Origin of the sequence: Microcella sp. (assembly GCF_046296455.1) — a bacterium.
Classification (GTDB): Bacteria; Actinomycetota; Actinomycetes; order Actinomycetales; family Microbacteriaceae; genus Microcella.
The window spans coordinates 1-21,397 of the sequence record NZ_JBKBLF010000032.1 but is presented as its reverse complement, the minus strand read 5'-3'; the positions used below and the strand labels follow the sequence as shown (position 1 = coordinate 21,397).

The window sequence follows — 21,397 nt, the reverse complement described above, 5'->3', positions numbered from 1 at the left end:
GTACCTTTTATCCGTTGAGCGACAGCGCTTCCACAAGCCACTGCCGGATCACTAGTCCCGACTTTCGTCCCTGCTCGACCTGTCAGTCTCACAGTCAAGCTCCCTTGTGCACTTACACTCGACACCTGATTGCCAACCAGGTTGAGGGAACCTTTGGGCGCCTCCGTTACTTTTTGGGAGGCAACCGCCCCAGTTAAACTACCCACCAGGCACTGTCCCTGAACCGGATTACGGTCCGAAGTTAGATATCCAGAGTGACCAGAGTGGTATTTCAACAACGACTCCACCGACACTAGCGTGCCAGCTTCACAGTCTCCCACCTATCCTACACAAGCCACACCGAACACCAATACCAAGCTGTAGTAAAGGTCACGGGGTCTTTCCGTCCTGCTGCGCGTAACGAGCATCTTTACTCGTAGTGCAATTTCGCCGAGTTCGCGGTTGAGACAGCTGGGAAGTCGTTACGCCATTCGTGCAGGTCGGAACTTACCCGACAAGGAATTTCGCTACCTTAGGATGGTTATAGTTACCACCGCCGTTTACTGGGGCTTAAATTCGCAGCTTCGCTTACGCTAACCGCTCCTCTTAACCTTCCAGCACCGGGCAGGCGTCAGTCCGTATACATCGTCTTGCGACTTAGCACGGACCTGTGTTTTTAGTAAACAGTCGCTTCCCACTGGTCTCTGCGGCCTTCAATGCTCCGGGAGCAAGTCCCTTCACACATCCGGCCCCCCTTCTCCCGAAGTTACGGGGGCATTTTGCCGAGTTCCTTAACCACGATTCTCTCGATCTCCTTGGTATTCTCTACCTGACCACCTGAGTCGGTTTGGGGTACGGGTGACTAAAACCTCGCGTCGATGCTTTTCTCGGCAGCATAGGATCACTGATTTCCCCCGTGAGGGGTACGCATCGGATCTCAGGCTATGTGAGAGACGGATTTGCCTATCTCTCGCCCTACGTCCTTACACCGGGACTACCATCGCCCGGCTCAGCTACCTTCCTGCGTCACACCTGTTAATACGCTAGCCGCACCAGCATAGGGTCGAGTGCTAGCCCCGGAGCTCCTCCCCGAAGGGATCGGTCACCGGTATTCGGACTCTTAGCATTACTGGATTGACTTGGGCGGTTTTTCGTCAGTACGGGAATATCAACCCGTTGTCCATCGACTACGCCTGTCGGCCTCGCCTTAGGTCCCGACTTACCCAGGGCGGATTAACCTGGCCCTGGAACCCTTGGTCTTTCGGAGGACGGGTTTCTCACCCGTCTTTCGCTACTCATGCCTGCATTCTCACTCGTGTGGCCTCCACGGCTGGTTCACACCGCCGCTTCGCTGGCCACACGACGCTCTCCTACCGATCCGCACGGCTGGACCACGAAGGCCTACCAAATATGCGAATCCTACGACTTCGGTGGTGTGCTTGAGCCCCGTTACATTGTCGGCGCGGAATCACTTGACCAGTGAGCTATTACGCACTCTTTCAAGGGTGGCTGCTTCTAAGCCAACCTCCTGGTTGTCTGTGCAACTCCACATCCTTTCCCACTTAGCACACGCTTAGGGACCTTAGTCGGTAGTCTGGGTTGTTTCCCTCTCGACGATGAAGCTTATCCCCCACCGTCTCACTGCTGCGCTCTCACTTACCGGCATTCGGAGTTTGGCTGACGTCAGTAACCTTTTGGGGCCCATCGGCCATCCAGTAGCTCTACCTCCGGCAAGAAACACGCAACGCTGCACCTAAATGCATTTCGGAGAGAACCAGCTATCACGAAGTTTGATTGGCCTTTCACCCCTATCCACAGCTCATCCCCTCAGTTTTCAACCTAAGTGGGTTCGGTCCTCCACGACGTCTTACCGTCGCTTCAACCTGGCCATGGATAGATCACTTCGCTTCGGGTCTAGGACACGCGACTCAATCGCCCTATTCAGACTCGCTTTCGCTACGGCTACCCCACACGGGTTAACCTCGCCACGTATCGCTAACTCGCAGGCTCATTCTTCAAAAGGCACGCTGTCACACCTACCAGGGCTGCTCCAACGGTTTGTAAGCAAACGGTTTCAGGTACTATTTCACTCCCCTCCCGGGGTACTTTTCACCTTTCCCTCACGGTACTTGTCCGCTATCGGTCATCTGGGAGTATTTAGGCTTATCAGGTGGTCCTGACAGATTCACACGGGATTTCTCGGGCCCCGTGCTACTTGGGATACTCTCCGGGCCATTACGACATTTCGACTACGGGGTTGGCACCCTCTGTGACTGGCCTTTCAAGACCATTCGTCTATATCGCGCTGTAACCCTTGCAGATCGGCAGATCTGCTGGTGAGTCCCGCAACCCCGAACATGCAACGCCTGCCGGCTATCACACATGCTCGGTTTAGCCTCTTCCGGTTTCGCTCGCCACTACTAACGGAATCACGGTTGTTTTCTCTTCCTGTGGGTACTGAGATGTTTCACTTCCCCACGTTCCCTCTACCCGCCCTATATATTCAGGCGGGAGTCACTAGGTCGCACAAGTACGCCCAGCGGGGTTTCCCCATTCGGAAATCCTCGGCTCAAAGCTCGCTTATCAGCTCCCCGAGGCTTATCGCAGATTGCTACGTCCTTCTTCGGCTCCAGATGCCAAGGCATCCACCGTTTGCTCTTAGAAACTTGACTACATGAGTTTGAATCGATCGGCAGCGCTGAGCTCGAAAGCCCCTCGCTGCGACCAATGATCTATGTCTCTTTCGAGACTTTTGATCGTAGATCCGAGATCTTGCGACCTCAGTTCTAAGATGCTCGCGTCCACTGTGTAGTTCTCAACATACGGTCGGTACCGCTCCTGCCGACGGCTCCCGCACTGTTTCCAGAGCGGAGGCGCTTTCTAGTCGGTCAGACCGCGGTCCGAGGAATCGTTTCCCGAGTCTTGCGACTCAAGGCCCGGTCCCTCAGGACCCAACAGCGTGCATGTGGCCAGCTCCTGTCGGCAGCGCTTCCATCCCCGAAGGGAGTACTGAGCTGCCGGCTTTCGCCGACCACCAAAGTCAATGTTCCACCCATGAGCTACCAGCTGAGAACAGGCGCCTCAGATCTGGCTTCTGGCTGCACTCGCCGGAGCGAGGCAGCAGATGCTCCTTAGAAAGGAGGTGATCCAGCCGCACCTTCCGGTACGGCTACCTTGTTACGACTTAGTCCTAATCACCGATCCCACCTTCGACAGCTCCCTCCTTGCGGTTGGGCCACTGGCTTCGGGTGTTACCGACTTTCATGACTTGACGGGCGGTGTGTACAAGGCCCGGGAACGTATTCACCGTGGCGTTGCTGATCCACGATTACTAGCGACTCCAACTTCATGAGGTCGAGTTGCAGACCTCAATCCGAACTGAGACCGGCTTTTTGGGATTCGCTCCACCTTACGGTATTGCAGCCCTTTGTACCGGCCATTGTAGCATGCGTGAAGCCCAAGACATAAGGGGCATGATGATTTGACGTCATCCCCACCTTCCTCCGAGTTGACCCCGGCAGTCTCCCATGAGTTCCCACCATTACGTGCTGGCAACATAGGACGAGGGTTGCGCTCGTTGCGGGACTTAACCCAACATCTCACGACACGAGCTGACGACAACCATGCACCACCTGTATAGAGACCTTGCGGGGCGACTGTTTCCAGCCGTTTCCTCTATATGTCAAGCCTTGGTAAGGTTCTTCGCGTTGCATCGAATTAATCCGCATGCTCCGCCGCTTGTGCGGGCCCCCGTCAATTCCTTTGAGTTTTAGTCTTGCGACCGTACTCCCCAGGCGGGGAACTTAATGCGTTAGCTGCGACACAGAAACCGTGGAATGGTCCCTACATCTAGTTCCCAACGTTTACGGCGTGGACTACCAGGGTATCTAATCCTGTTCGCTCCCCACGCTTTCGCTCCTCAGCGTCAGTTACGGCCCAGAGATCTGCCTTCGCCATCGGTGTTCCTCCTGATATCTGCGCATTCCACCGCTACACCAGGAATTCCAATCTCCCCTACCGCACTCTAGTCTGCCCGTACCCACTGCAGGCCCGAGGTTGAGCCTCGGGTTTTCACAGCAGACGCGACAAACCGCCTACGAGCTCTTTACGCCCAATAATTCCGGACAACGCTTGCACCCTACGTATTACCGCGGCTGCTGGCACGTAGTTAGCCGGTGCTTTTTCTGCAGGTACCGTCACTTTCGCTTCTTCCCTGCTAAAAGAGGTTTACAACCCGAAGGCCTTCATCCCCCACGCGGCGTCGCTGCATCAGGCTTGCGCCCATTGTGCAATATTCCCCACTGCTGCCTCCCGTAGGAGTCTGGGCCGTGTCTCAGTCCCAGTGTGGCCGGTCACCCTCTCAGGCCGGCTACCCGTCGTCGTCTTGGTGAGCCGTTACCTCACCAACTAACTGATAGGCCGCGAGTCCATCCTTGACCGAAGTTCTTTCCAGCTGGTGACCATGCGGTCCCAGCTCGTATCCGGTATTAGACGTCGTTTCCAACGCTTATCCCAGAGTCAAGGGCAGGTTACTCACGTGTTACTCACCCGTTCGCCACTAATCCACCAGAGCAAGCTCCGGCTTCATCGTTCGACTTGCATGTGTTAAGCACGCCGCCAGCGTTCGTCCTGAGCCAGGATCAAACTCTCCGTAAATGTTTGATTGCACGGCCGCCCGAGGGCTGCCGGCACATCTAGTGTCACCGCCGGACCGAGGTCTGAGCGGAGACGAGTTTGTCTGACTGAAGTTCGAATATCTACTGACATTCTTGTTTCAATCCAAAGGAATCTCTGACGACTGACCGAGGTCAGCCGACGAGGTTATTTGGCATTGACTTAGTGCACGCTGTTGAGTTCTCAAGGATCGGACGCTCCAGACCTCCAGCCTCTCGGCTGTCGCAACTGGGCAACTTCCCTAATGTATCCGCCCCGGCTTCCCGGCGCAAATCGGCGATCTCGGCGAACCGAGTCCGACTGCCCGTGGCCTGATCCGAAGGATCGTGCCGGGCGGATTCGCAATCCTACTTGGCGATGAGCGCACCAGCAAGTGGCTGCTCTGTCTTGGAGGATCTGGTCCCACTTGAGGCCGGCTCGCTCTTCGGCTTGCCGCACCTTTGGGGTGACGAGTTAGAAGATTACGGTTCGTTCGGGTGCGGGGCAAATTTGGGTGAATCCCGGGCGTGTCGCGCCTGATCACGGGCATCCATCACCCTGGTTTTCAGCGCAGGATGAGCCCCGCGAGGGTCTTCTTCCCGCGGCGCAGCACGGCCGCGCGGCCGGCGAGCGCTGCGCCGGCGAGGGTCGCCTCGTCGCTCGACACCTTCACGTTGTTCAGAACCACGCCGCCCTGCGCGATCGCGCGTCGGGCATCGCTCGCACTCGAGCACAGCCCCGTCGCCACGAGGGCATGCACGACCGTGTCGGACTCGGCGACCTCGGCCGAGGGCAGCTCGGCGATGACCGCGGCGAGAGTCGGAGCATCCAGTGCCGTCAGGTCACCCTGGCCGAAGAGCGCGTCGGACGCCGCTATCGCAGCGCCGACCGCGTCAGCGCCGTGCACGGTGCCCGTGACCTCGAGAGCCAGGCGCTTTTGCGCCGCTCGTCGGAAGGGCTCGTCGCGCACGAGCTCGGCGTAGCGCTCGATCTCGGCGCGGTCGAGGAAGGTGAAGACCTTCAACCGGTCGATGACATCGGCATCGTCGGTGTTGAGCCAGAACTGGTACATCGCGTACGGGCTGCACATCTCGGGGTCGAGCCAGATCGCGTTGCCCTCGCTCTTGCCGAACTTCGTGCCGTCGCTGTTCGTGATGAGCGGTGTGCCGATCGCGTGCACGCTGCGCCCCTCGACGCGGTGGATGAGGTCGGTGCCGCTCGTGAGGTTGCCCCACTGGTCGCTGCCGCCGGTCTGCAGCACGCAGCCGTGCTGACGGTGCAGCTCGAGGAAGTCGTAGCCCTGCAGGATCTGGTAGCTGAACTCGGTGTACGAGATGCCCGCCTCGGAGTTGAGGCGTGAGGCGACCGCGTCTTTCTTGAGCATCGTGCCGACGCGGTAGTGCTTGCCGATCTCGCGCAGGAAGTCGATGGCGCTCAGCCCCGCCGTCCAGTCGAGGTTGTTGACGAGAGTGACCCCGTTCGGCCCTTCGGCGCTCAGGAAGCGGCTGACCTGGCCCTGCAGGCGCCCGACCCAGGCCGCGACCGTTTCGCGGTCGTTGAGCGTGCGCTCGGCCGTCGGCCGCGGGTCGCCGATGAGCCCCGTCGACCCCCCGACGAGCGCGAGGGGGCGGTGACCGGCGAGCTGCAGCCGCCGCATGAGCAGCAGCTGCACGAGGTTGCCGAGGTGCAGGCTGGGGGCGGTCGGGTCGAACCCGCAGTAGTAGGTGATCGGAGCACCGCCGAGCGCGGCGCGCAAGGCCTCGGCGTCGGTCGACACGTGCACGAGGCCGCGCCAGACGATCTCGTCCCACACCGTCTCGAAACTCGCATCGTTGTGCGGTGCAGTGAGGGTCACGGAAGACTCGAGGGCGGCGGTCACCGCGTCAGCGTATCAGCGGTGCGGGGTGGATTCCGGTGGAATCACCCCTGTAGGCTTGATGCGAGGGTGATCACCCCTGGAGGGTTGAGAGGAGCCGTCGTGTTCGTCATCATCGCCGACCAGATCGGCAGCAGCGAGGATGCGGATCGGGTCGCCGGCGCGCTCGTCGACCTGACCGAGCGCTTCACCGACGGGTACCCGCTGGCCCCCGAGCGCACGGCCGGGGACGAGCTTCAGGCGATCAGCGCCGACGCATCCGTCGCCCTCGAGACCGCCCTGCACCTGCTGCGATCACCGCACTGGCGGGTGGGGCTCGGCATCGGCGCGGTGCGCACTCCCCTGCCCGCGAGTGTGCGGGAGGCGAGCGGCCCCGCCTTCGCCTCGGCGCGCGCGGGGATCGAGCAGGCCGCCCGCCGCCCGAGCCGGTTCGCGGCCGTCGGCGCGGGCGGTGCCGGCGTGCGAACCGAGCAGCTTGGCGCCCTCATCGATCTGCTGCTCGCGCACCGCGCTCGCTGGAGCCCCGCGGGGTGGCAGCTGCACGACCTGCTCGAGTCGGGCAGCAGCCAGGCCGAGGCGGCCGAGCGCCTGGGCGTGACGCCGCAGGCCATGAGCAAGCGCGCGCGGGCCGCGGGATTGCGCATCGATGCCGAGGCCCGCCGCGCGCTCGCCGCTCTGCTCGCCGACCTCGGGGCTACCGTGGAAGCCTCGACCCCCGAAGGAGCGCTCGCGTGATCCCGTTCGTCCCCTCGCTCGTTCCCGTCGTCACCGCGCCCGGTTGGGTCGGGGTGGCGATGCTGCTCGTTCTCGTCACCGCGCTCTCACTGCTCGCGACGGCGACGCGACGGCCCGCGCTCGTCGTGCCGGCGATCGTCGTCATCGGGACCGGGGCCCTCGCCCTCTCGCTCGGGTTCGAGGGACGGCCCGCCGGGCTCGCCGCCGGGATCATTCCCCTGTGCCTCGTCGCGGTCGCGGTGATCGCCGGCGGACCGGTCGTGACGCTCGTGCTTGCGGCCGCGACGCGCGGTGCCGCGCCCACCGGTGAGAACGGCGGCATCATCGTGCCGATCTCGGGAGCCGCTCCCGCGAGCGCCCGCGCGAAGCAGCCCACGCGCGAGGTGCTGCGCGGGGGCACGACGATCGGCTACCTCGAGCGCGCCGTCGTCGTGGCGGCCGTGCTCATCGGGCGGTGGGAGCTCGTCGCAGCGCTCATCGCCGTCAAGGGGCTCGGGCGGTTCCGCGATCTCGATGCGGGCGCCGCGACCGAGCGCTTCATCATCGGCACGCTCGTGAGCATGCTCTGGGCGGGGCTGTGCGCCGCGCTCATCGTGCTCGCGTAGCGCCTGCCCCGCGCGGCGACGGGCGGTAGGTCGAGACCGTCGGATCCCCCGCGAGCCAGAAGCGCCAGGGGTACTCGGGGCTGCCGCCGGGGCCGCTGACGCCCACGCGCGGGCCCGCGGCGATGAGGTCGGGCGAGGCCGGCGGGGCGGGCTCGAGGGCGATGCCCTCGACGGGCGGCATGCCCACGGCGAGCATCCCGCCGCTGTCGGCCAGCTCGATTCCGAGGGCCGTCGCCAGGCGCGCCGGGCCCCGGGCGAGATCGCGCAGGGCGATGAGGCGGGATGCGCACTCCCCCGTGCGGCGGGGTGCCGCGGCCGCGCGGCGCCGCTGCGCGAGCTCGGCTCCCGCGACGACCTCGCCCGCGCGCAGCAGCACGGCGCCGGCCTCGCCCTCGGGGCCGCACACGAGGTTGAGGCAGCGGTGCAGCCCATAGCTGAGGTACACGTAGACCGTGCCGGCGGGGCCGAACATAGGCATGGTGCGCGGGGTCGGCCCCCGGAAGGCATGGGAGCCGGGGTCGGCGCCGACGCCGCGGTAGGCCTCGACCTCGGTGAGGCGCACGCTCACGCCGCGCCCGTGGAGCACCGCCCCGAGCAGGCGCGGGGCGACCGCGACCGGATCGTCGTCGAGCAGGTGCACGCCGCTACGCCAGGGCGGCGAGCCGCTCGGCGAGGTGCGCGCGCTGGGCGGCCACCGCGGAGGGCGCCGTGCCGCCCGCGCCCGAGCGCGAGGCGATCGAGCCCTCGACCGTGAGCACGGCGCGCACGTCGCCCGTGAGTCGGGCGTCGATCGCCGCGTACTCGTCGTCGCTCGGCTCGTGCAGCTCGAGGCCGTGGCGCTCGCAGTGCGCGACGAGAGCACCCGAGATCTCGTGGGCCTCGCGGAAGGGCACGCCCTGTCGCACGAGGTGGTCGGCCACATCGGTCGCGAGCGAGAAGCCCTGCGGCGCGAGCGCCGCCATGCGTTCGGTGTCGAAGGTCAGCGTGGCGACCATGCCCGTGAACGCCGGCAGCAGCACCTCGAGCGTCTCGACCGCGTCGAAGACGGGCTCTTTGTCCTCCTGCAGATCGCGGTTGTAGGCGAGCGGCAGGCCCTTGAGGGTGCTCAGCAGCCCGGCCAGGTCGCCGATGAGCCGACCGGCCTTGCCACGCGCGAGCTCGGCGATGTCGGGGTTCTTCTTCTGCGGCATGATCGACGAGCCCGTCGAGTAGCCGTCGTGCAGGGTCACGTAGCCGAACTCGCGCGTGTTCCAGAGGATGATCTCCTCCGCCAGGCGCGAGAGGTCGACGCCGAGCTGCGCGGCGATGTAGGCGAACTCGGCGACGAGGTCGCGGCTCGCGGTCGCATCGATCGAGTTCTCGGTAGGCCCCGCGAAGCCCAGCTCGCTCGCGACGAGCACGGGGTCGAGACCCAGGCTCGAGCCCGCGAGGGCCCCCGCGCCATAGGGCGAGCGGTCGGCGCGCGCCGCCCAGTCGCGCAGGCGCTCGAGGTCGCGCACGAGCGGCCACGCGTGGGCGAGCAGGTGGTGGGCGAGCAGCACGGGCTGCGCGTGCTGCAGGTGGGTGCGGCCGGGCATGACGGCGTCGGGATGCGCGTCCGCCTGCGCGGCGAGCGCCTCGATGAGCGAGCGCACCTCGCGCGCGATCACGGCACCGTGGTCGCGCAGGTACAGCCGCACGAGCGTGGCGATCTGGTCGTTGCGGCTGCGGCCCGCGCGCAAGCGGCCGCCGAGCTCGGCGCCCACCGCATCCACGAGGGCCGCCTCGAGGGCGCCGTGCACGTCTTCGTCCTCCGGCCGGGGCTGCAGGCGGCCGTCTGCCCAGCGCGCCTCGACCTCGTCGAGGCCCTCGAGCATCCGCACCAGCTCGTCGTCGGTGAGGTAGCCCGCCGCGGCGAGGGCGCGGGCGTGGGCCCGCGAGCCCCGCAGGTCGTACCCGCCGAGCTGCCAGTCGAAGTGGGTCGAGCGGCTCAACCGCTGCAGCTCGGGCGAGGGGCCGTCGCTGAAGCGCCCGCCCCACAGCGAGCCCTCGTTCGTCGCGCCGCTCACTGCGCGCCGCCCGATTGCGTCAAGAGCCAGACCAACAGAGCCTTCTGCGCGTGCAGGCGGTTCTCGGCCTCGTCCCAGATGACCGATTGCGGGCCGTCGATGACGTCAGCCGTCACCTCGTAGCCGCGATCGGCGGGCAGGCAGTGCAGGAAGAGCGCGTCGGCCTTCGCGTGGGCCATCATCGCCGGGTCGACGCGGTAGGCGCCGAAGGTCGCGACGCGATGGGCCTTCTCATCCTCTTTGCCCATCGACACCCAGGTGTCGGTGACGACGACGTCGGCGCCCGTCACGGCGGCGACCGGGTCGGTCGTGACCGTGATCGAGCCGCCCGTCTCGGCCGCGCGGCGCTCGGCATCGGCGACGACGGCCGGGGTCGGGGCGAAAGATGCGGGGGCGGCGACGCGCACGTGCATGCCCGCGGTCGCCCCGGCGAGCAGGTACGACTGCGCCATGTTGCTCGCGCCGTCGCCGAGGAAGGCGACCGTGAGCTCCGCGAGATCGCCGCGGTGCTCACGGATCGTCAGCAAATCGGCGAGCAGCTGGCAGGGGTGGAAGTCGTCGCTCAGCGCGTTGACGACGGGCACGGTCGTGCCGGCCGCCATCTCTTCGAGCCCCGACTGCGCGTAGGTGCGCCAGACGATCGCGGCGACCATGCGTTCGAGCACACGCGCGGTGTCGCTCGGCGTCTCTTTGCCGCCGAGCTGGCTGCTCGCCGTCGAGATGATGAGCGGCACCCCGCCGAGGTCGGCGATGCCGACCGCGAAGCTCACGCGCGTGCGGGTCGACGACTTGTCGAAGATGACGGCGACGGTCTGCGGGCCCGCGAGCGGCGTGCGCGCCCAGCGGTCGGCCTTGATGCGCACCGCGAGGTCGAGGATCTCGGCCTGCTCGGCGGGCGTGATGTCGTCGTCGCGCAGAAAATGCCGGGCGGCGGGGGCGTGTGCGGTCATGGGGAGACGACTTCCAGCTGGGCGGCCGTGAGGCTCGCGGCGAACAGGGTCAGGAACCGGTCGATCTCAGCATCGCCGATGATGAGCGGCGGCGCGAGACGGATGCTTTCGTCGTTCGCCGCGTTGATGATGAGCCCGCGGTCGAGCGCCTCGGCGACGATGCGCGGGGCGGCGGGGGCGGTGAGCCCGACGCCGAGCAGCAGCCCGCGGCCGCGCACCTCGGCGACGAGCGGCGAGCCGAGAGCCAGGATGCCCTGCCGCAGCTGCTCGCCGCGTCGCGCCGCATTGCTCACGAGGTCGGCCCGCTCGATCTCGGCGAGCACGGCGTCGGCGACCCGCGTCGCGAGGGGATTGCCACCGAAGGTCGAGCCGTGCTGGCCGAGCGTGAACAGCTCGCTCGCGGCACCGCGCGTGACGAGCGCCCCGACGGGCACTCCCCCGCCGATTCCCTTCGCGACGACGACGGCGTCGGGAAGATCGTCGCCCGACAGTTCGTGCTGGAAGGCGAACCAGTCGCCCGTGCGGCCGGCGCCGGTCTGGATCTCGTCGACGATCAGGAGGGCCCCGTGCTCGCGCGTCAGCCGGCGCGCCTCGGCGAGGAACCCGGGCGGCAACGGCACGACCCCGGCCTCGCCCTTGACGGGTTCGAGCACGAGGGCCGCGACATCCGGCCCCATCGCGGCCTCGAGGGCGACGAGGTCGGTCGGCAGGTGCTCGACGCCCGGCACCATGGGCTCGAAGGGCGTGCGCAGCGCGGGCTTGCCGGTGAGGGCGAGGGCGCCCATCGTGCGGCCGTGGAAGCCCTGCTCGAAGGCGAGGATGCGCGGCCGGCCCGTGCGGCGCGCGAGCTTGAGCGCCGCCTCGATCGCCTCGGCGCCCGAGTTGGCCGGGTAGACGCGCCCGGTCTCGCCGAACCCCGTGAGGCGCACGAGGCGCTCGGCGAAGGCGACGGCCTGCGGCGTCGTGAAGTAGTTGCTGACGTGCACGAGCCGACCCGCCTGCGCGGCGAGCGCCTCGACGATGACGGGGTGCGCGTGGCCGAGCGAGTTGACGGCGATACCGGCGAGGAAGTCGAGGTACTCCCGCCCGTCGACATCCCACACGAGCGCCCCGCGCCCGTGGTCGAGCACGGCCATCGGGGCCGGGGCGGAGCGCATGGCGACGTGTGCGAACCGCGCGCGCACCGCATCGGTGTGAGGGCCCGTGATCATGCGCTCGTGACCTCGGTGCCGATGCCCTCTTGCGTGAAGATCTCGAGCAGGATCGAGTGCGGCACACGGCCGTCGATGATCGCCGCCTTGCCGACGCCGCCGTCGACCGCCTCGAGGCACGCCGCCATCTTCGGGATCATGCCCGACTCGAGGCTTGGCAGCAGAGCACGCAGCTCGTCGGCGTCGATGCTCGAGACGAGCGACGACGTGTCGGGCCAGTCGCGGTAGAGCCCCGCGACGTCGGTGAGGATCACAAGCTTCTCGGCCCGCAGCGCCACGGCGAGCGCCGCGGCGGCCGAGTCAGCGTTGACATTGAGGCTCTGGCCGGGCGTGTCGCTGTCGGGCGCGATCGACGAGACGACGGGGATGCGCCCCGCATCGAGCTGCGCGAGCACCGCGGCGGGGTCGACCCCCACGACATCGCCCACGAGCCCGAGGTCGACCTCGACCCCGTCGACCACGACGCCGCGGCGGCCGCGGAACAGCCCCGCGTCCTCTCCCGAGATCGCGGCGGCGAAGGGCCCGTGCTCGTTGATGAGGCTCACGAGCGAGCGGCTGATCTGGCCCGTGAGCACCATGCGCACGACCTCCATCGCCTCGGGGCTCGTGACGCGGTAGCCGCCGCGGAACTCGCTCGCGATGCCGAACTTCTCGAGCATCGCCGAGATCTGCGGGCCACCGCCGTGCACGACGACCGGCCGCAGCCCCACGGTGCGCAGGTAGACCATGTCTTGCGCGAAGGCGCGCTGCAGCTCGTCGCTCACCATCGCGTTGCCGCCGAACTTGATGACGACGATGCGGTCGCGGAACCGCTGCAGCCACGGCAGCGACTCGATGAGGGTCGCGGCCTTGACCGCCGCCTGGGCGTGGTCGTCGGCGACGGTCGCGGGGTCTCTCAGTTCGCTCATCGTGCTAGCTCGCGTAGGCGCTGTTCTCGTGCACGTAGTCGTGCGTGAGGTCGTTGGTGAGGATCATGGCGGCGGCGTCGCCCGCGTGCAGCTCGACCTCGAGCGTCAGGATGCGGTGGCTCAAGTCGACCTCGTCGCGCGGCCGGTCGGGTGCGCCGGCGTGGCACACCCGCACGCCGTTCATCGTCACGTCGACCGCGTAGGGGTCGAACGGCGCGCTCGTCGTGCCGATCGCGGCGAGCACGCGGCCCCAGTTGGGGTCGTTGCCGAACACGGCGGCCTTGAACAGGTTGTTGCGGGCGATCGAGCGGCCGACCTCGACCGCGTCGTCCTCCGTCGCGGCGCCGCGCACGTGGATCTGGATGTCGTGGCTCGCGCCCTCGGCGTCGGCCTGCAGCTGCAGGGCGAGCGACATGCACGCGTCGACGAGCAGCAGCGTGAACGCGTCGGTCTCGGGGGTGATGCCGGATGCCCCGCTCGCCATGAGCGTCACCTGGTCGTTGGTCGACATGCAGCCGTCGGAGTCGAGGCGGTCGAAGCTCACGCGCGTGGCGGCGCGGAGCGCCCGGTCGAGCTCGGCGGCGGGCAGGTCGGCGTCGGTGGTGAGCACGACGAGCATCGTCGCGAGGCCCGGGGCGAGCATCCCAGCGCCCTTCGCCATGCCGCCGATCGAGTACCCTGGGCCCTCGATCACGACCGTCTTCGGCACGGAGTCGGTGGTCATGATCGCGCGGGCAGCGGCCTCGCCATGCGGGCCGAGGCCGTCAGCGGCGGTGGCCACCCCTGTGAGCAGGGCGTCGCGGTCGAGCTGCACGCCGATGAGGCCCGTCGAGCAGACGAGCACGTCGCCCGCGCCCACCTGCAGCGCCTCGGCGACGGCTTCGGCGGTCGCGTGCGTGGTCTGGAAGCCCTCGGCGCCCGTGAAGCAGTTGGCGCCGCCCGAGTTGAGCACGATCGCGGCGACCTCGCCGTCGGCGATCACCTGCTGCGACCACAGGATGGGGTTGGCCTTGGCGCGGTTGCTCGTGAACACCGCCGCGGCCGTGCGGCGCGGGCCCCGGTTCACGACGAGGGCGAGGTCGGCGGCGCCGCTCGCCTTGAGGCCGGCGGCGACTCCGGCGGCGTCGAAACCGGCGGGAGCGGTGACGGTCACGGGGCGACTCCGTTCACGGGCAGGCCGAGCGCCTCGGGCAGACCGAGCGCGAGGTTGAGCGACTGCACGGCGGCGCCCGCCGTGCCTTTGACGAGGTTGTCGAGCGCGACGACGACCACGACGCGCTGCGCGTCGTCGTCGACCGCGAGCCCCATGAGGGCCGTGTTCGCCCCGACCGTCGAGGCGGTGGCCGGGAAGCGCCCCGTGGGCAGCACGTGCACGAAGGGCTCGGCGGCGTACGCCGACTGCCAGGCATCGCGCACGCTCGCGGCATCCGCCCCCGGGGCCAGGCGCGCCGTGACCGTGGCGAGGATACCGCGGGCCATGGGAACGAGCACTGGGGTGAACGAGATGGTCGGGTCGGCGGCACCCGCGACGCGCAGGTTCTGCAGGATCTCGGGGATGTGCCGATGCACGCCCCCGACGCCGTAGGCGGAGGCCGAGCCGAGCAGCTCGCTCGCGAGCAGGTCGGTGCGCAGCGCGCGGCCCGCCCCGCTCGGGCCGACCGCGAGCACCGCAGTGACGTCGTGGGCCTCGATGACACCGCCGTGGATGCCCGGAGCGAGCCCGAGCGTGACCGCGGTGACATTGCACCCGGGTACCGCGATGCGCCGCGCGCCCGCGAGCAGCTCGCGCTGCCGCGCGCCGTCGGCATGGATCAGCTCGGGCAGCCCGTAGGCCCAGGCCCCGTGGTGCTCGCCGCCGTAGTAGCGCGCCCAGTCGGCCGCGCTCGTCAGGCGGTGGTCGGCGCCGCAGTCGAGCACGAGCGACTCGGGGGGCAGCTCGGCGGCGATCGCGCCCGAGGCCCCGTGCGGCAGGGCCAGCACGACGACGTCGTGACCGGCGAGGCGCGCGGCCGTCGTCTCGACGAACTCGAGGTGCGCGAGCGAGCGCAGGTGCGGGTGCACGTCGATGAGCGGCTGGCCCGCGTTGCTGTGCGCCGTGACCGTGCGCACCTCGAGCTCGGGGTGCTGGGCCAGAAGGCGCAGCACCTCGCCGCCCGCGTACCCGCTGGCTCCGGCGACCGCCACGGAATAGGTCATGCCCTTAACTCTTCCAGACAATACGATGAGCGTTCGACGCGAAGGATCGCGCCGCCCGAATCCGGCATCAAAGGAGCACCCATGGACGACCTCAGCGGCCTCATCAGCATGATCCCCGTCGGCGACATCGCCGAGAAGCTCGGCGTCGATCGCAGCATCGCCGAAGCGGCCGTCGCCGTCGCCGTGCCCGCGATCGTCGGCGGCCTCGCCGCGAACGCGAAAGACGAGGGCGGCGCGAAGTCGATCGAGAAGGCGCTCGGCAAGCACAAGGGCAAGGCCCCGCGCTCGCTCGCCGATGTCGACGAGGCCGATGGCGAGAAGATCGTCGCGAACGTCTTCGGTGAGAAGAAGGCCGACGTCGCTGCCGCCGCCGCGAAGAAGGCCCCCGCGAAGGCCGAGGGCGTCGACATCGGCGCCGTCGTGGCCCAGGTGCTGCCGATCGTGGCGCCCATCGTTTTGGCGTTCGTGGCCAACCAGTTCGCCGGCAAGCAGGAGCAGCCGGCCGCGAAGGCGGAGCCCGAGGCACCCGCCAACCCCCTCGGCGACCTGCTCGGCGGCCTCATCTCGAGTCCCCAGGGTCAGGATCTCATCGCGGGCGCGCTCGGCGGCCTGCTCGGAGGCGGCCGCAAGTAGGCCGCGCGTCGCACTGATCGCGACACCTCGCACGTGTGCATACGTGCGAGGTGTCGCCACCGGTGCGAGATGACGAGGGATGCGCGGGAGGAGCCGCGCCGACCGCCGAGCCTCAGGCGCGCAGGGTCGCGCCGAGCCGCTCGCTCGCGAGTGCGAGGCCCGCGAGTTTCACCTCGGTCGCCTCGGCGGCCGTGAGGGTGCGATCGGCGGCTCGGAAGCGCAGCGCGAGCGTCACCGACTTCGTGCCCGGTTCGAGGCCCGTGCCGCGGTAGTCGTCGACGAGGGTGGCCGACTCGAGCAACGGGCCTGCCCCCTCGACGACGGCGTCGCGCACGGCGCCCGCGGCCACCGATTCGGCGACGACGAGCGACAGGTCTTGCGTCGCGGCCGGATACGCGGCGATCGTGCCCGCCTCGACCTGGCTCGACCCCAGGGCGATGAGCGACTCGAGGTCGAGCTCGAGCACGCCGACGCGGCGCGGCAGGTCGCGCTCGACGGCGACGGCCGGCAGCAGCTCGCCCGCGACGCCCACGGGCGTGTCGCCCACCCACAGCGCGGCCGTGCGGCCGGGGTGCAGGGCGGGGTGCGATCCGGTCTCGATGCGCAGCGCGGCGCCCGCGACGGCGGCGACGGCGTGCGCCGCATCCAGCGCGTCGGCGATGCCCGCGGCCTCAGCCGCTTGGCCGATGCCCCGCGCGCGGCGATCGCCCACGAAGAGCGCCGCGAGGTACCAGGGCTGCGCCGGGATGCTGTGCTCGAGCTCGTCGAGCACCGCGCCCTCCGGCCGCCGCTCGATGCCCGGCACCGCGGCGATGCCGTAGTCGGCGCCCGCCTCGGGCAGGTAGACCGCCCCGATCTCGAAGAGCGCGAGGTCGGTCAGCCCGCGAGCGATGTTGCGGTGCGCGATGCGCGCGAGGCCCGGGATGAGGCTGCGGCGCAGTCGGCCCGAGTCGCTGTCGAAGGGGTTTGCGAGCTGCACGCTCGGGGCGTCGCCGTCGGTCAGCGCGACATCGGAGGCCGAGACGAAGGGGTAGGCGAGCACCTCGGTGAGCCCGGCGGCGGCGAGCGCATTGGCCGTGGCCCGGCGCACGCGCTGCGACCGCGTAAGGCCGCGGCCGGGCGGCGCGACGGGCAGCACCGCCGGGATGCGGTCGTAGCCGACGATGCGCGCCACCTCCTCCGCGAGCGACGGCGCGTCGACGAGGTCGGGGCGCCAGCTCGGCGGGGTCGCCTGCCAGCCGTCGGTCTGCACCTCGAGCGAGCATCCGATGGCCGTCAGCGAGTCGGTGATCTCGTCGAGCGAGAAGTCGACGCCGATCAGGCGGTCGACGAAACCCTCGGCGAGGTGGATGGGCGACGGGGCGGCGGCATCGATCCAGCGCGAGCCCAGCGCGTCGGCCGTGCCGCCCGCGAGCTCGACGAGCAGATCGACGACGCGCTGCGCGGCCGGCTCGGCGACGAGCGGGTCGACCCCGCGCGCGAAGCGGCGCGAGGCCTCGCTCGGCAGCTTGTGTCGACGAGCGGTGCGCGCGATCGAGACGGCCTCGAAGTGGGCGGCCTCGATGAGCACGTCGACCGTCGCGTCGCCGATCTCAGTGCTCGCGCCGCCCATCACGCCGGCGAGGCCGATGGGGCCCGAGTCGTCGGTGATGAGCAGGTCTTCGGTGTGCAGCGTGCGGGTCTGCCCGTCGAGCGTCTCGAGCGACTCGCCCGCGACCGCGCGCCGCACGACGATGCCGCCGCGCAGCGCGGCGAGGTCGTACGCGTGGATCGGCTGGCCGAGCTCGAGCATGACGTAGTTGGTGATGTCGACGACGAGCGAGATCGAGCGGATGCCGGCGAGCTCGAGGCGCGAGACCATCCAGGCGGGCGTCGGCCGTGCCTGATCGATGCCGCGCACGACGCGCGTGATGAACACATCGCAGCCGCGGCGGCCGCGGATCGGGGCGCGGTCGTCGACGGCGACGCGGAAGCCCTCGGCGGGCGTCGGCGCGAGCGCCGTGGCCGGATCACGGAAGGCCGAGCCCGTCGAGTGCGAGTACTCACGGGCGATTCCGCGGATCGAGAGCGCATAGCCGCGGTCGGGCGTGACGTTGACCTCGACGGCGAGGTCGTCGAGCCCGAGCAGCGCGATCGCATCGGTGCCGACCTCGGGGTCGAGGCCCAGCGTCGCGAGGCGCAGGATGCCGTCGTGCTCGTCGCCGAGCCCAAGCTCGCGCGCGCTCGCGATCATGCCGTCGGAGACATGCCCGTAGGTCGTGCGCGCGGCGATCGGGAACGGCCCCGGCAGCACGGCGCCGGGCAGGGTCACGACGACCTTGTCGCCGACCTGGAAGTTGTGCGCGCCGCACACGATGCCCCTGGTCTCCCCCGGGCCCGTGAGCACCTGGCACCAGCGGATGGTCTTGCCGTTGGCCTGCGGCTCGTCGACGAACTCGAGCACCTGGCCGACGACGATCGGGCCCGTGAGGGCGACCCCGTGAATCGTCTCCTCCTCGAGGCCGACCTTCACGAGGGCGACGTGCAGCGCCTCGGCGTCGGCCATCGCGTCGCCCGTGGCGGGCAGGTCGACGTGCTCGCGGAGCCACGAGAGCGGGATGCGCATCAGACCACCATTCCGAACTGCTGCGAGAAGCGCACGTCGCCCTCGACCATGTCGCGCATGTCGCTCACGCCGTTGCGGAACATGAGCGTGCGCTCGATGCCCATGCCGAAGGCGAAGCCCTGGTACGCCTCGGGATCGATGCCGGCGGCGCGCAGCACGTTGGGGTTGACCATGCCGCATCCGCCCCATTCGATCCAGCGCGGCCCCTCTTTGAAGGTGGGGTGCCACACGTCGAGCTCGGCGCTCGGCTCGGTGAACGGAAAGTAGTTGGGACGCAGGCGGATGCGCGCGCCCTCGCCGATGACGGCGCGCGCGAGGTGCTCGAGCGTGCCGCGCAAGTGCGCCATCGTGAGGCCCTTGTCGATCGCGATGCCCTCGAGCTGGTGGAACACCGGCGTGTGGGTCGCATCGAGCTCGTCTTTGCGGAACACCCGGCCGGGCGAGACGACGTAGAGCGGCACGCCGCGGTCGAGCAGCGAGCGCACCTGCACGGGGCTCGTCTGCGTGCGCAGCAGCAGGTGACGCTCTTCGGGCTCGACGAAGAACGTGTCTTGCGTACCGCGTGCCGGGTGATCGGCATCCATGTTGAGGGCGTCGAAGTTGAACCACTCGTTCTCGAGCTCGGGCCCCTCGGCGACCTCCCACCCCATGGCGATGAAGATGTCGCTCATCTGCTCCATGAGCGTCGTGAGCGGGTGGCGCGCGCCCTCGAGGCGCAGCGGCGGGATGCCCGTGACATCGATCGCCTCGGCGGCGAGCCGCGCCTGCTCTTCGGCCGCCTCGAGCTCGGATTCGCGCGCGGCGACGGCCTGACCGACGCGAGCCCGCGCCTGGCCCACGAGCTTGCCGAGCGCGGCCTTCTGGTCGGCCGGCACGTCGCGCAGCTGGGCGTTGAGCGCCGCGAGTGGCGAGGCCTCGCCCGCATGGGCCGACTTCGCGGCCTTGAGCGCGGCGGTGTCGACCGCGGCGGCGATGGCGGTCAGCGCTGCCTCGACGGCGGAGTCGACGACGGGCTCGGTGATCGCGGCGGGGGCGGCGTTCTCGGGGCGTTCAGGGCTGGGCGGCACGAGACACGAGTTTAGTGCGGCCCGGCCGCGTCGCCCGCCCGCTGCGCGAAGGCGCTCTCGTACAGGCACACGGCCGCCGCGGTCGCGAGGTTGAGCGACTCGGCGCGCCCGTAGATCGGCACGATGACGGCGCGGTCGGCGAGCGCGAGCTGCTCGTCGGTGAGGCCGCGCGCCTCGTTGCCGAACAGCCAGGCCGTGGGGCCGTCGAGGTGGCCGTCGGAGCGCACTGCCAGCAGGTCGTCGCCCGAGACGTCGGCGGCCAGGATGCGCGCCCCGAGGCCGCGCAGCCGCTCGAGCGTCGCGGCGAGCGGCACGCCGACGACGACGGGAAGGTGGAAGAGCGACCCCGTCGTGGCGCGCACGACCTTGGGGTTGAAGACGTCGACGCTCGATCCGGTCAGGATGACGGCGTCGGCCCCCGCGGCATCGGCGACACGGATGATCGTGCCCGCGTTGCCCGGATCCCGAACCTCTTCGAGCACGGCCACGAGGCGCGGCCGCGTGGCGAGCAGCTCGTCGAGCGCCATCGGGAACTGCCGGCAGACCGCGACGACCCCCTGCGGGGTGACGGTGTCGGCGATGGTCTCGAGCACGGCATCCGTCACGGGCTCGATGCGCAGGCCCGCGCCGCTCGCCGCGCGGGCGATCGCGGGGTGCCGATCCAGGGCCGCGGGTGTCGCGAAGACCTCGGTGACGAGGTCGGGGCGGTACTGCAAGGCCTCGGCGACGGCCTGCGGGCCCTCGATGAGGAACAAGCCCGTCTCGGCCCGCTGATTCTTCTTCGCGAGCTTCGCCGCCGCGCGCACGCGGGGCGAGCGCGGGTTGTCGATCACAGCCGCCATGGTATCGAGATGCGGCTTAACGCCTGGTGAACGCGGCACCACGGCGCGCCCCGTGACGCGCGGCACCGCACGAACGAATGACGACGGCGCGCCCCCGGAGGGACGCGCCGTCGTGCGGTGCTGCGAGGGGCGCGGATCAGGCCGCGTCGGCCTTGGGCGCCGAGGTGTCGGCCGGAAGGGCCTCCTTGGCGACCTTCACGAGCGCCGTGAACGCGGCGGGCTCGTTGACGGCCAGCTCGGCGAGCATGCGGCGGTCGACCTCGACGCCGGCCAGTCCGAGGCCCTGGATGAGGCGGTTGTAGGTCATGCCGTTGGCACGCGCGGCGGCGTTGATGCGCTGGATCCAGAGGCGGCGGAACTCGCCCTTCTTCGCCCGGCGGTCGCGGTACGCGTAGACGAGGGAGTGGGTGACCTGCTCCTTGGCCTTGCGGTAGAGACGCGACCGCTGGCCGCGGTAGCCCTCGGCCCGCTCGAGGATGACCCGACGCTTCTTGTGGGCGTTGACGGCCCGCTTGACTCTTGCCATTTCGTTAGTCCTTCAGATCGTTTCTCGGGTCTTACTTCTTGCCGATGAGCTTCTTGATCACCTTGGCGTCCTGCGGCGCCAGGACGACCTCGCGGTTGAGGCGACGGGTGGTCTCGCTGGACTTCTTCTCCAGGTTGTGGCGCATGCCTGCACCCTGCTTCATGACCTTGCCGGTGCCGGTCAGCTTGAAGCGCTTCTTCGCACCGGAGTGCGTCTTCTGCTTGGGCATTGCTTCCTCGTTTCTGTTCAGGTTGGATGCGCGGCGCGGGTTACGCGGACGCGGAGGGCTTGGGCGACGCAGCCGGCTTGGCAGCGGCGGGCTTGGCAGCAGCGGGCTTGGCAGCAGCGGGCTTTGCCGCGGCCGCAGGCTTGGCAGCGGCAGGCTTGGCAGCGGTCGCCGCGGGCTTGGCAGCGGCAGCAGGCTTGGCACCGGCAGCGGGCTTCGCTGCTGCCGTCTTGGCTGCAGCGGGCTTCTTGGCGGCCGCGGGCTTCTCGGCCGCAGCGGGCGCCTCGACAGGGGCCTCGGTCGGCGCCGCAGCGGGCGCCTCGGCGACGGCAGGCTC

General features: G+C 68.8%; 17 protein-coding genes and 2 rRNA genes. 3 read left to right on the top strand and 16 right to left on the bottom strand.

Annotation, left to right across the window (positions count from 1 at the left end; translation table 11 throughout):
- The 3 genes from ACK4HH_RS12300 to tyrS form a co-directional block, all read right to left on the bottom strand.
- Positions 1-2,651, bottom strand: a 23S ribosomal RNA gene (locus ACK4HH_RS12300); the annotation flags it as partial.
- Positions 2,652-3,114: 463 nt separating this feature from the next.
- Positions 3,115-4,635 (bottom strand): 16S ribosomal RNA (locus ACK4HH_RS12295).
- Positions 4,636-5,197: 562 nt separating this feature from the next.
- Complete coding sequence (gene tyrS, locus ACK4HH_RS12290) at positions 5,198-6,511, bottom strand: tyrosine--tRNA ligase (protein ID WP_409652380.1); 1,314 nt, start codon at positions 6,509-6,511, stop codon at positions 5,198-5,200.
- Positions 6,512-6,610: 99 nt separating this feature from the next.
- Between tyrS and ACK4HH_RS12285 the strand changes: the two genes are divergently transcribed.
- Together ACK4HH_RS12285 and ACK4HH_RS12280 are read left to right on the top strand one after the other, a co-directional pair.
- The gene (locus ACK4HH_RS12285; RefSeq protein ID WP_409652378.1) at positions 6,611-7,243 is read left to right on the top strand and encodes a DNA-binding protein; all 633 of its coding nucleotides are present in this window, start codon (positions 6,611-6,613) and stop codon (positions 7,241-7,243) included.
- On the top strand, positions 7,240-7,848 hold the full coding sequence (locus tag ACK4HH_RS12280) for a hypothetical protein (protein ID WP_409652376.1): 609 nt from the start codon (positions 7,240-7,242) through the stop codon (positions 7,846-7,848). Before ACK4HH_RS12285 ends, ACK4HH_RS12280 begins: the two co-directional genes overlap by 4 nt.
- Here the strand turns inward: ACK4HH_RS12280 and ACK4HH_RS12275 are convergent.
- From ACK4HH_RS12275 to argC, 7 genes are read right to left on the bottom strand one after another with little or no spacing between them, the layout of a single operon-like run.
- Entirely contained in the window at positions 7,832-8,488 is a 657-nt protein-coding gene (locus ACK4HH_RS12275; RefSeq protein WP_409652374.1) for a DNA-3-methyladenine glycosylase, read from the bottom strand. The genes ACK4HH_RS12280 and ACK4HH_RS12275 overlap by 17 nt on opposite strands.
- A gap of 4 nt (positions 8,489-8,492) precedes the next feature.
- Complete coding sequence (argH, locus tag ACK4HH_RS12270; protein ID WP_409652371.1) at positions 8,493-9,896, bottom strand: argininosuccinate lyase; 1,404 nt, start codon at positions 9,894-9,896, stop codon at positions 8,493-8,495.
- Positions 9,893-10,846, bottom strand: coding sequence for an ornithine carbamoyltransferase (argF, locus tag ACK4HH_RS12265; protein WP_409652368.1), 954 nt, complete (start codon positions 10,844-10,846; stop codon positions 9,893-9,895). The genes argH and argF overlap by 4 nt, the downstream gene beginning before the upstream one ends.
- The gene (locus ACK4HH_RS12260; RefSeq protein ID WP_409652365.1) at positions 10,843-12,057 is read right to left on the bottom strand and encodes an acetylornithine transaminase; all 1,215 of its coding nucleotides are present in this window, start codon (positions 12,055-12,057) and stop codon (positions 10,843-10,845) included. The genes argF and ACK4HH_RS12260 overlap by 4 nt, the downstream gene beginning before the upstream one ends.
- A complete protein-coding gene (gene argB, locus ACK4HH_RS12255; RefSeq protein ID WP_409652362.1) occupies positions 12,054-12,965 on the bottom strand; it encodes an acetylglutamate kinase in 912 nt (303 codons plus the stop codon). The genes ACK4HH_RS12260 and argB overlap by 4 nt, the downstream gene beginning before the upstream one ends.
- Positions 12,966-12,969: 4 nt before the next feature.
- Entirely contained in the window at positions 12,970-14,118 is a 1,149-nt protein-coding gene (argJ, locus tag ACK4HH_RS12250) for a bifunctional glutamate N-acetyltransferase/amino-acid acetyltransferase ArgJ (RefSeq protein ID WP_409652360.1), read from the bottom strand.
- Positions 14,115-15,161, bottom strand: a complete 1,047-nt coding sequence (argC, locus tag ACK4HH_RS12245; protein WP_409652357.1) for an N-acetyl-gamma-glutamyl-phosphate reductase — start codon at positions 15,159-15,161, stop codon at positions 14,115-14,117. The genes argJ and argC overlap by 4 nt, the downstream gene beginning before the upstream one ends.
- An 81-nt stretch (positions 15,162-15,242) precedes the next feature.
- Here argC and ACK4HH_RS12240 point away from each other — a divergent pair, with 81 nt between their 5' ends.
- The gene (locus tag ACK4HH_RS12240) at positions 15,243-15,794 is read left to right on the top strand and encodes a DUF937 domain-containing protein (RefSeq protein ID WP_409652355.1); all 552 of its coding nucleotides are present in this window, start codon (positions 15,243-15,245) and stop codon (positions 15,792-15,794) included.
- A gap of 112 nt (positions 15,795-15,906) precedes the next feature.
- On the opposite strand, the gene pheT is transcribed toward ACK4HH_RS12240, so the two are convergent.
- The 6 genes from pheT to ACK4HH_RS12210 all read right to left on the bottom strand — a co-directional run.
- On the bottom strand, positions 15,907-18,399 hold the full coding sequence (gene pheT, locus ACK4HH_RS12235; protein WP_409652352.1) for a phenylalanine--tRNA ligase subunit beta: 2,493 nt from the start codon (positions 18,397-18,399) through the stop codon (positions 15,907-15,909).
- On the bottom strand, positions 18,399-19,466 hold the full coding sequence (gene pheS, locus ACK4HH_RS12230; RefSeq protein ID WP_409652349.1) for a phenylalanine--tRNA ligase subunit alpha: 1,068 nt from the start codon (positions 19,464-19,466) through the stop codon (positions 18,399-18,401). Before pheS ends, pheT begins: the two co-directional genes overlap by 1 nt.
- Positions 19,467-19,477: 11 nt before the next feature.
- On the bottom strand, positions 19,478-20,299 hold the full coding sequence (locus tag ACK4HH_RS12225; protein ID WP_409652345.1) for a TrmH family RNA methyltransferase: 822 nt from the start codon (positions 20,297-20,299) through the stop codon (positions 19,478-19,480).
- Between the two features lie 145 nt (positions 20,300-20,444).
- Positions 20,445-20,834, bottom strand: a complete 390-nt coding sequence (gene rplT, locus ACK4HH_RS12220; protein WP_255159223.1) for a 50S ribosomal protein L20 — start codon at positions 20,832-20,834, stop codon at positions 20,445-20,447.
- Between the two features lie 31 nt (positions 20,835-20,865).
- Positions 20,866-21,063: a 50S ribosomal protein L35 gene (gene rpmI, locus ACK4HH_RS12215; protein WP_255159222.1), complete on the bottom strand. Its 198-nt coding sequence runs from the start codon at positions 21,061-21,063 to the stop codon at positions 20,866-20,868.
- A 40-nt stretch (positions 21,064-21,103) separates the two neighbouring features.
- Positions 21,104-21,397 (bottom strand): hypothetical protein (locus ACK4HH_RS12210; RefSeq protein WP_409652342.1); only part of this gene is annotated, 294 nt, incomplete at its 5' end.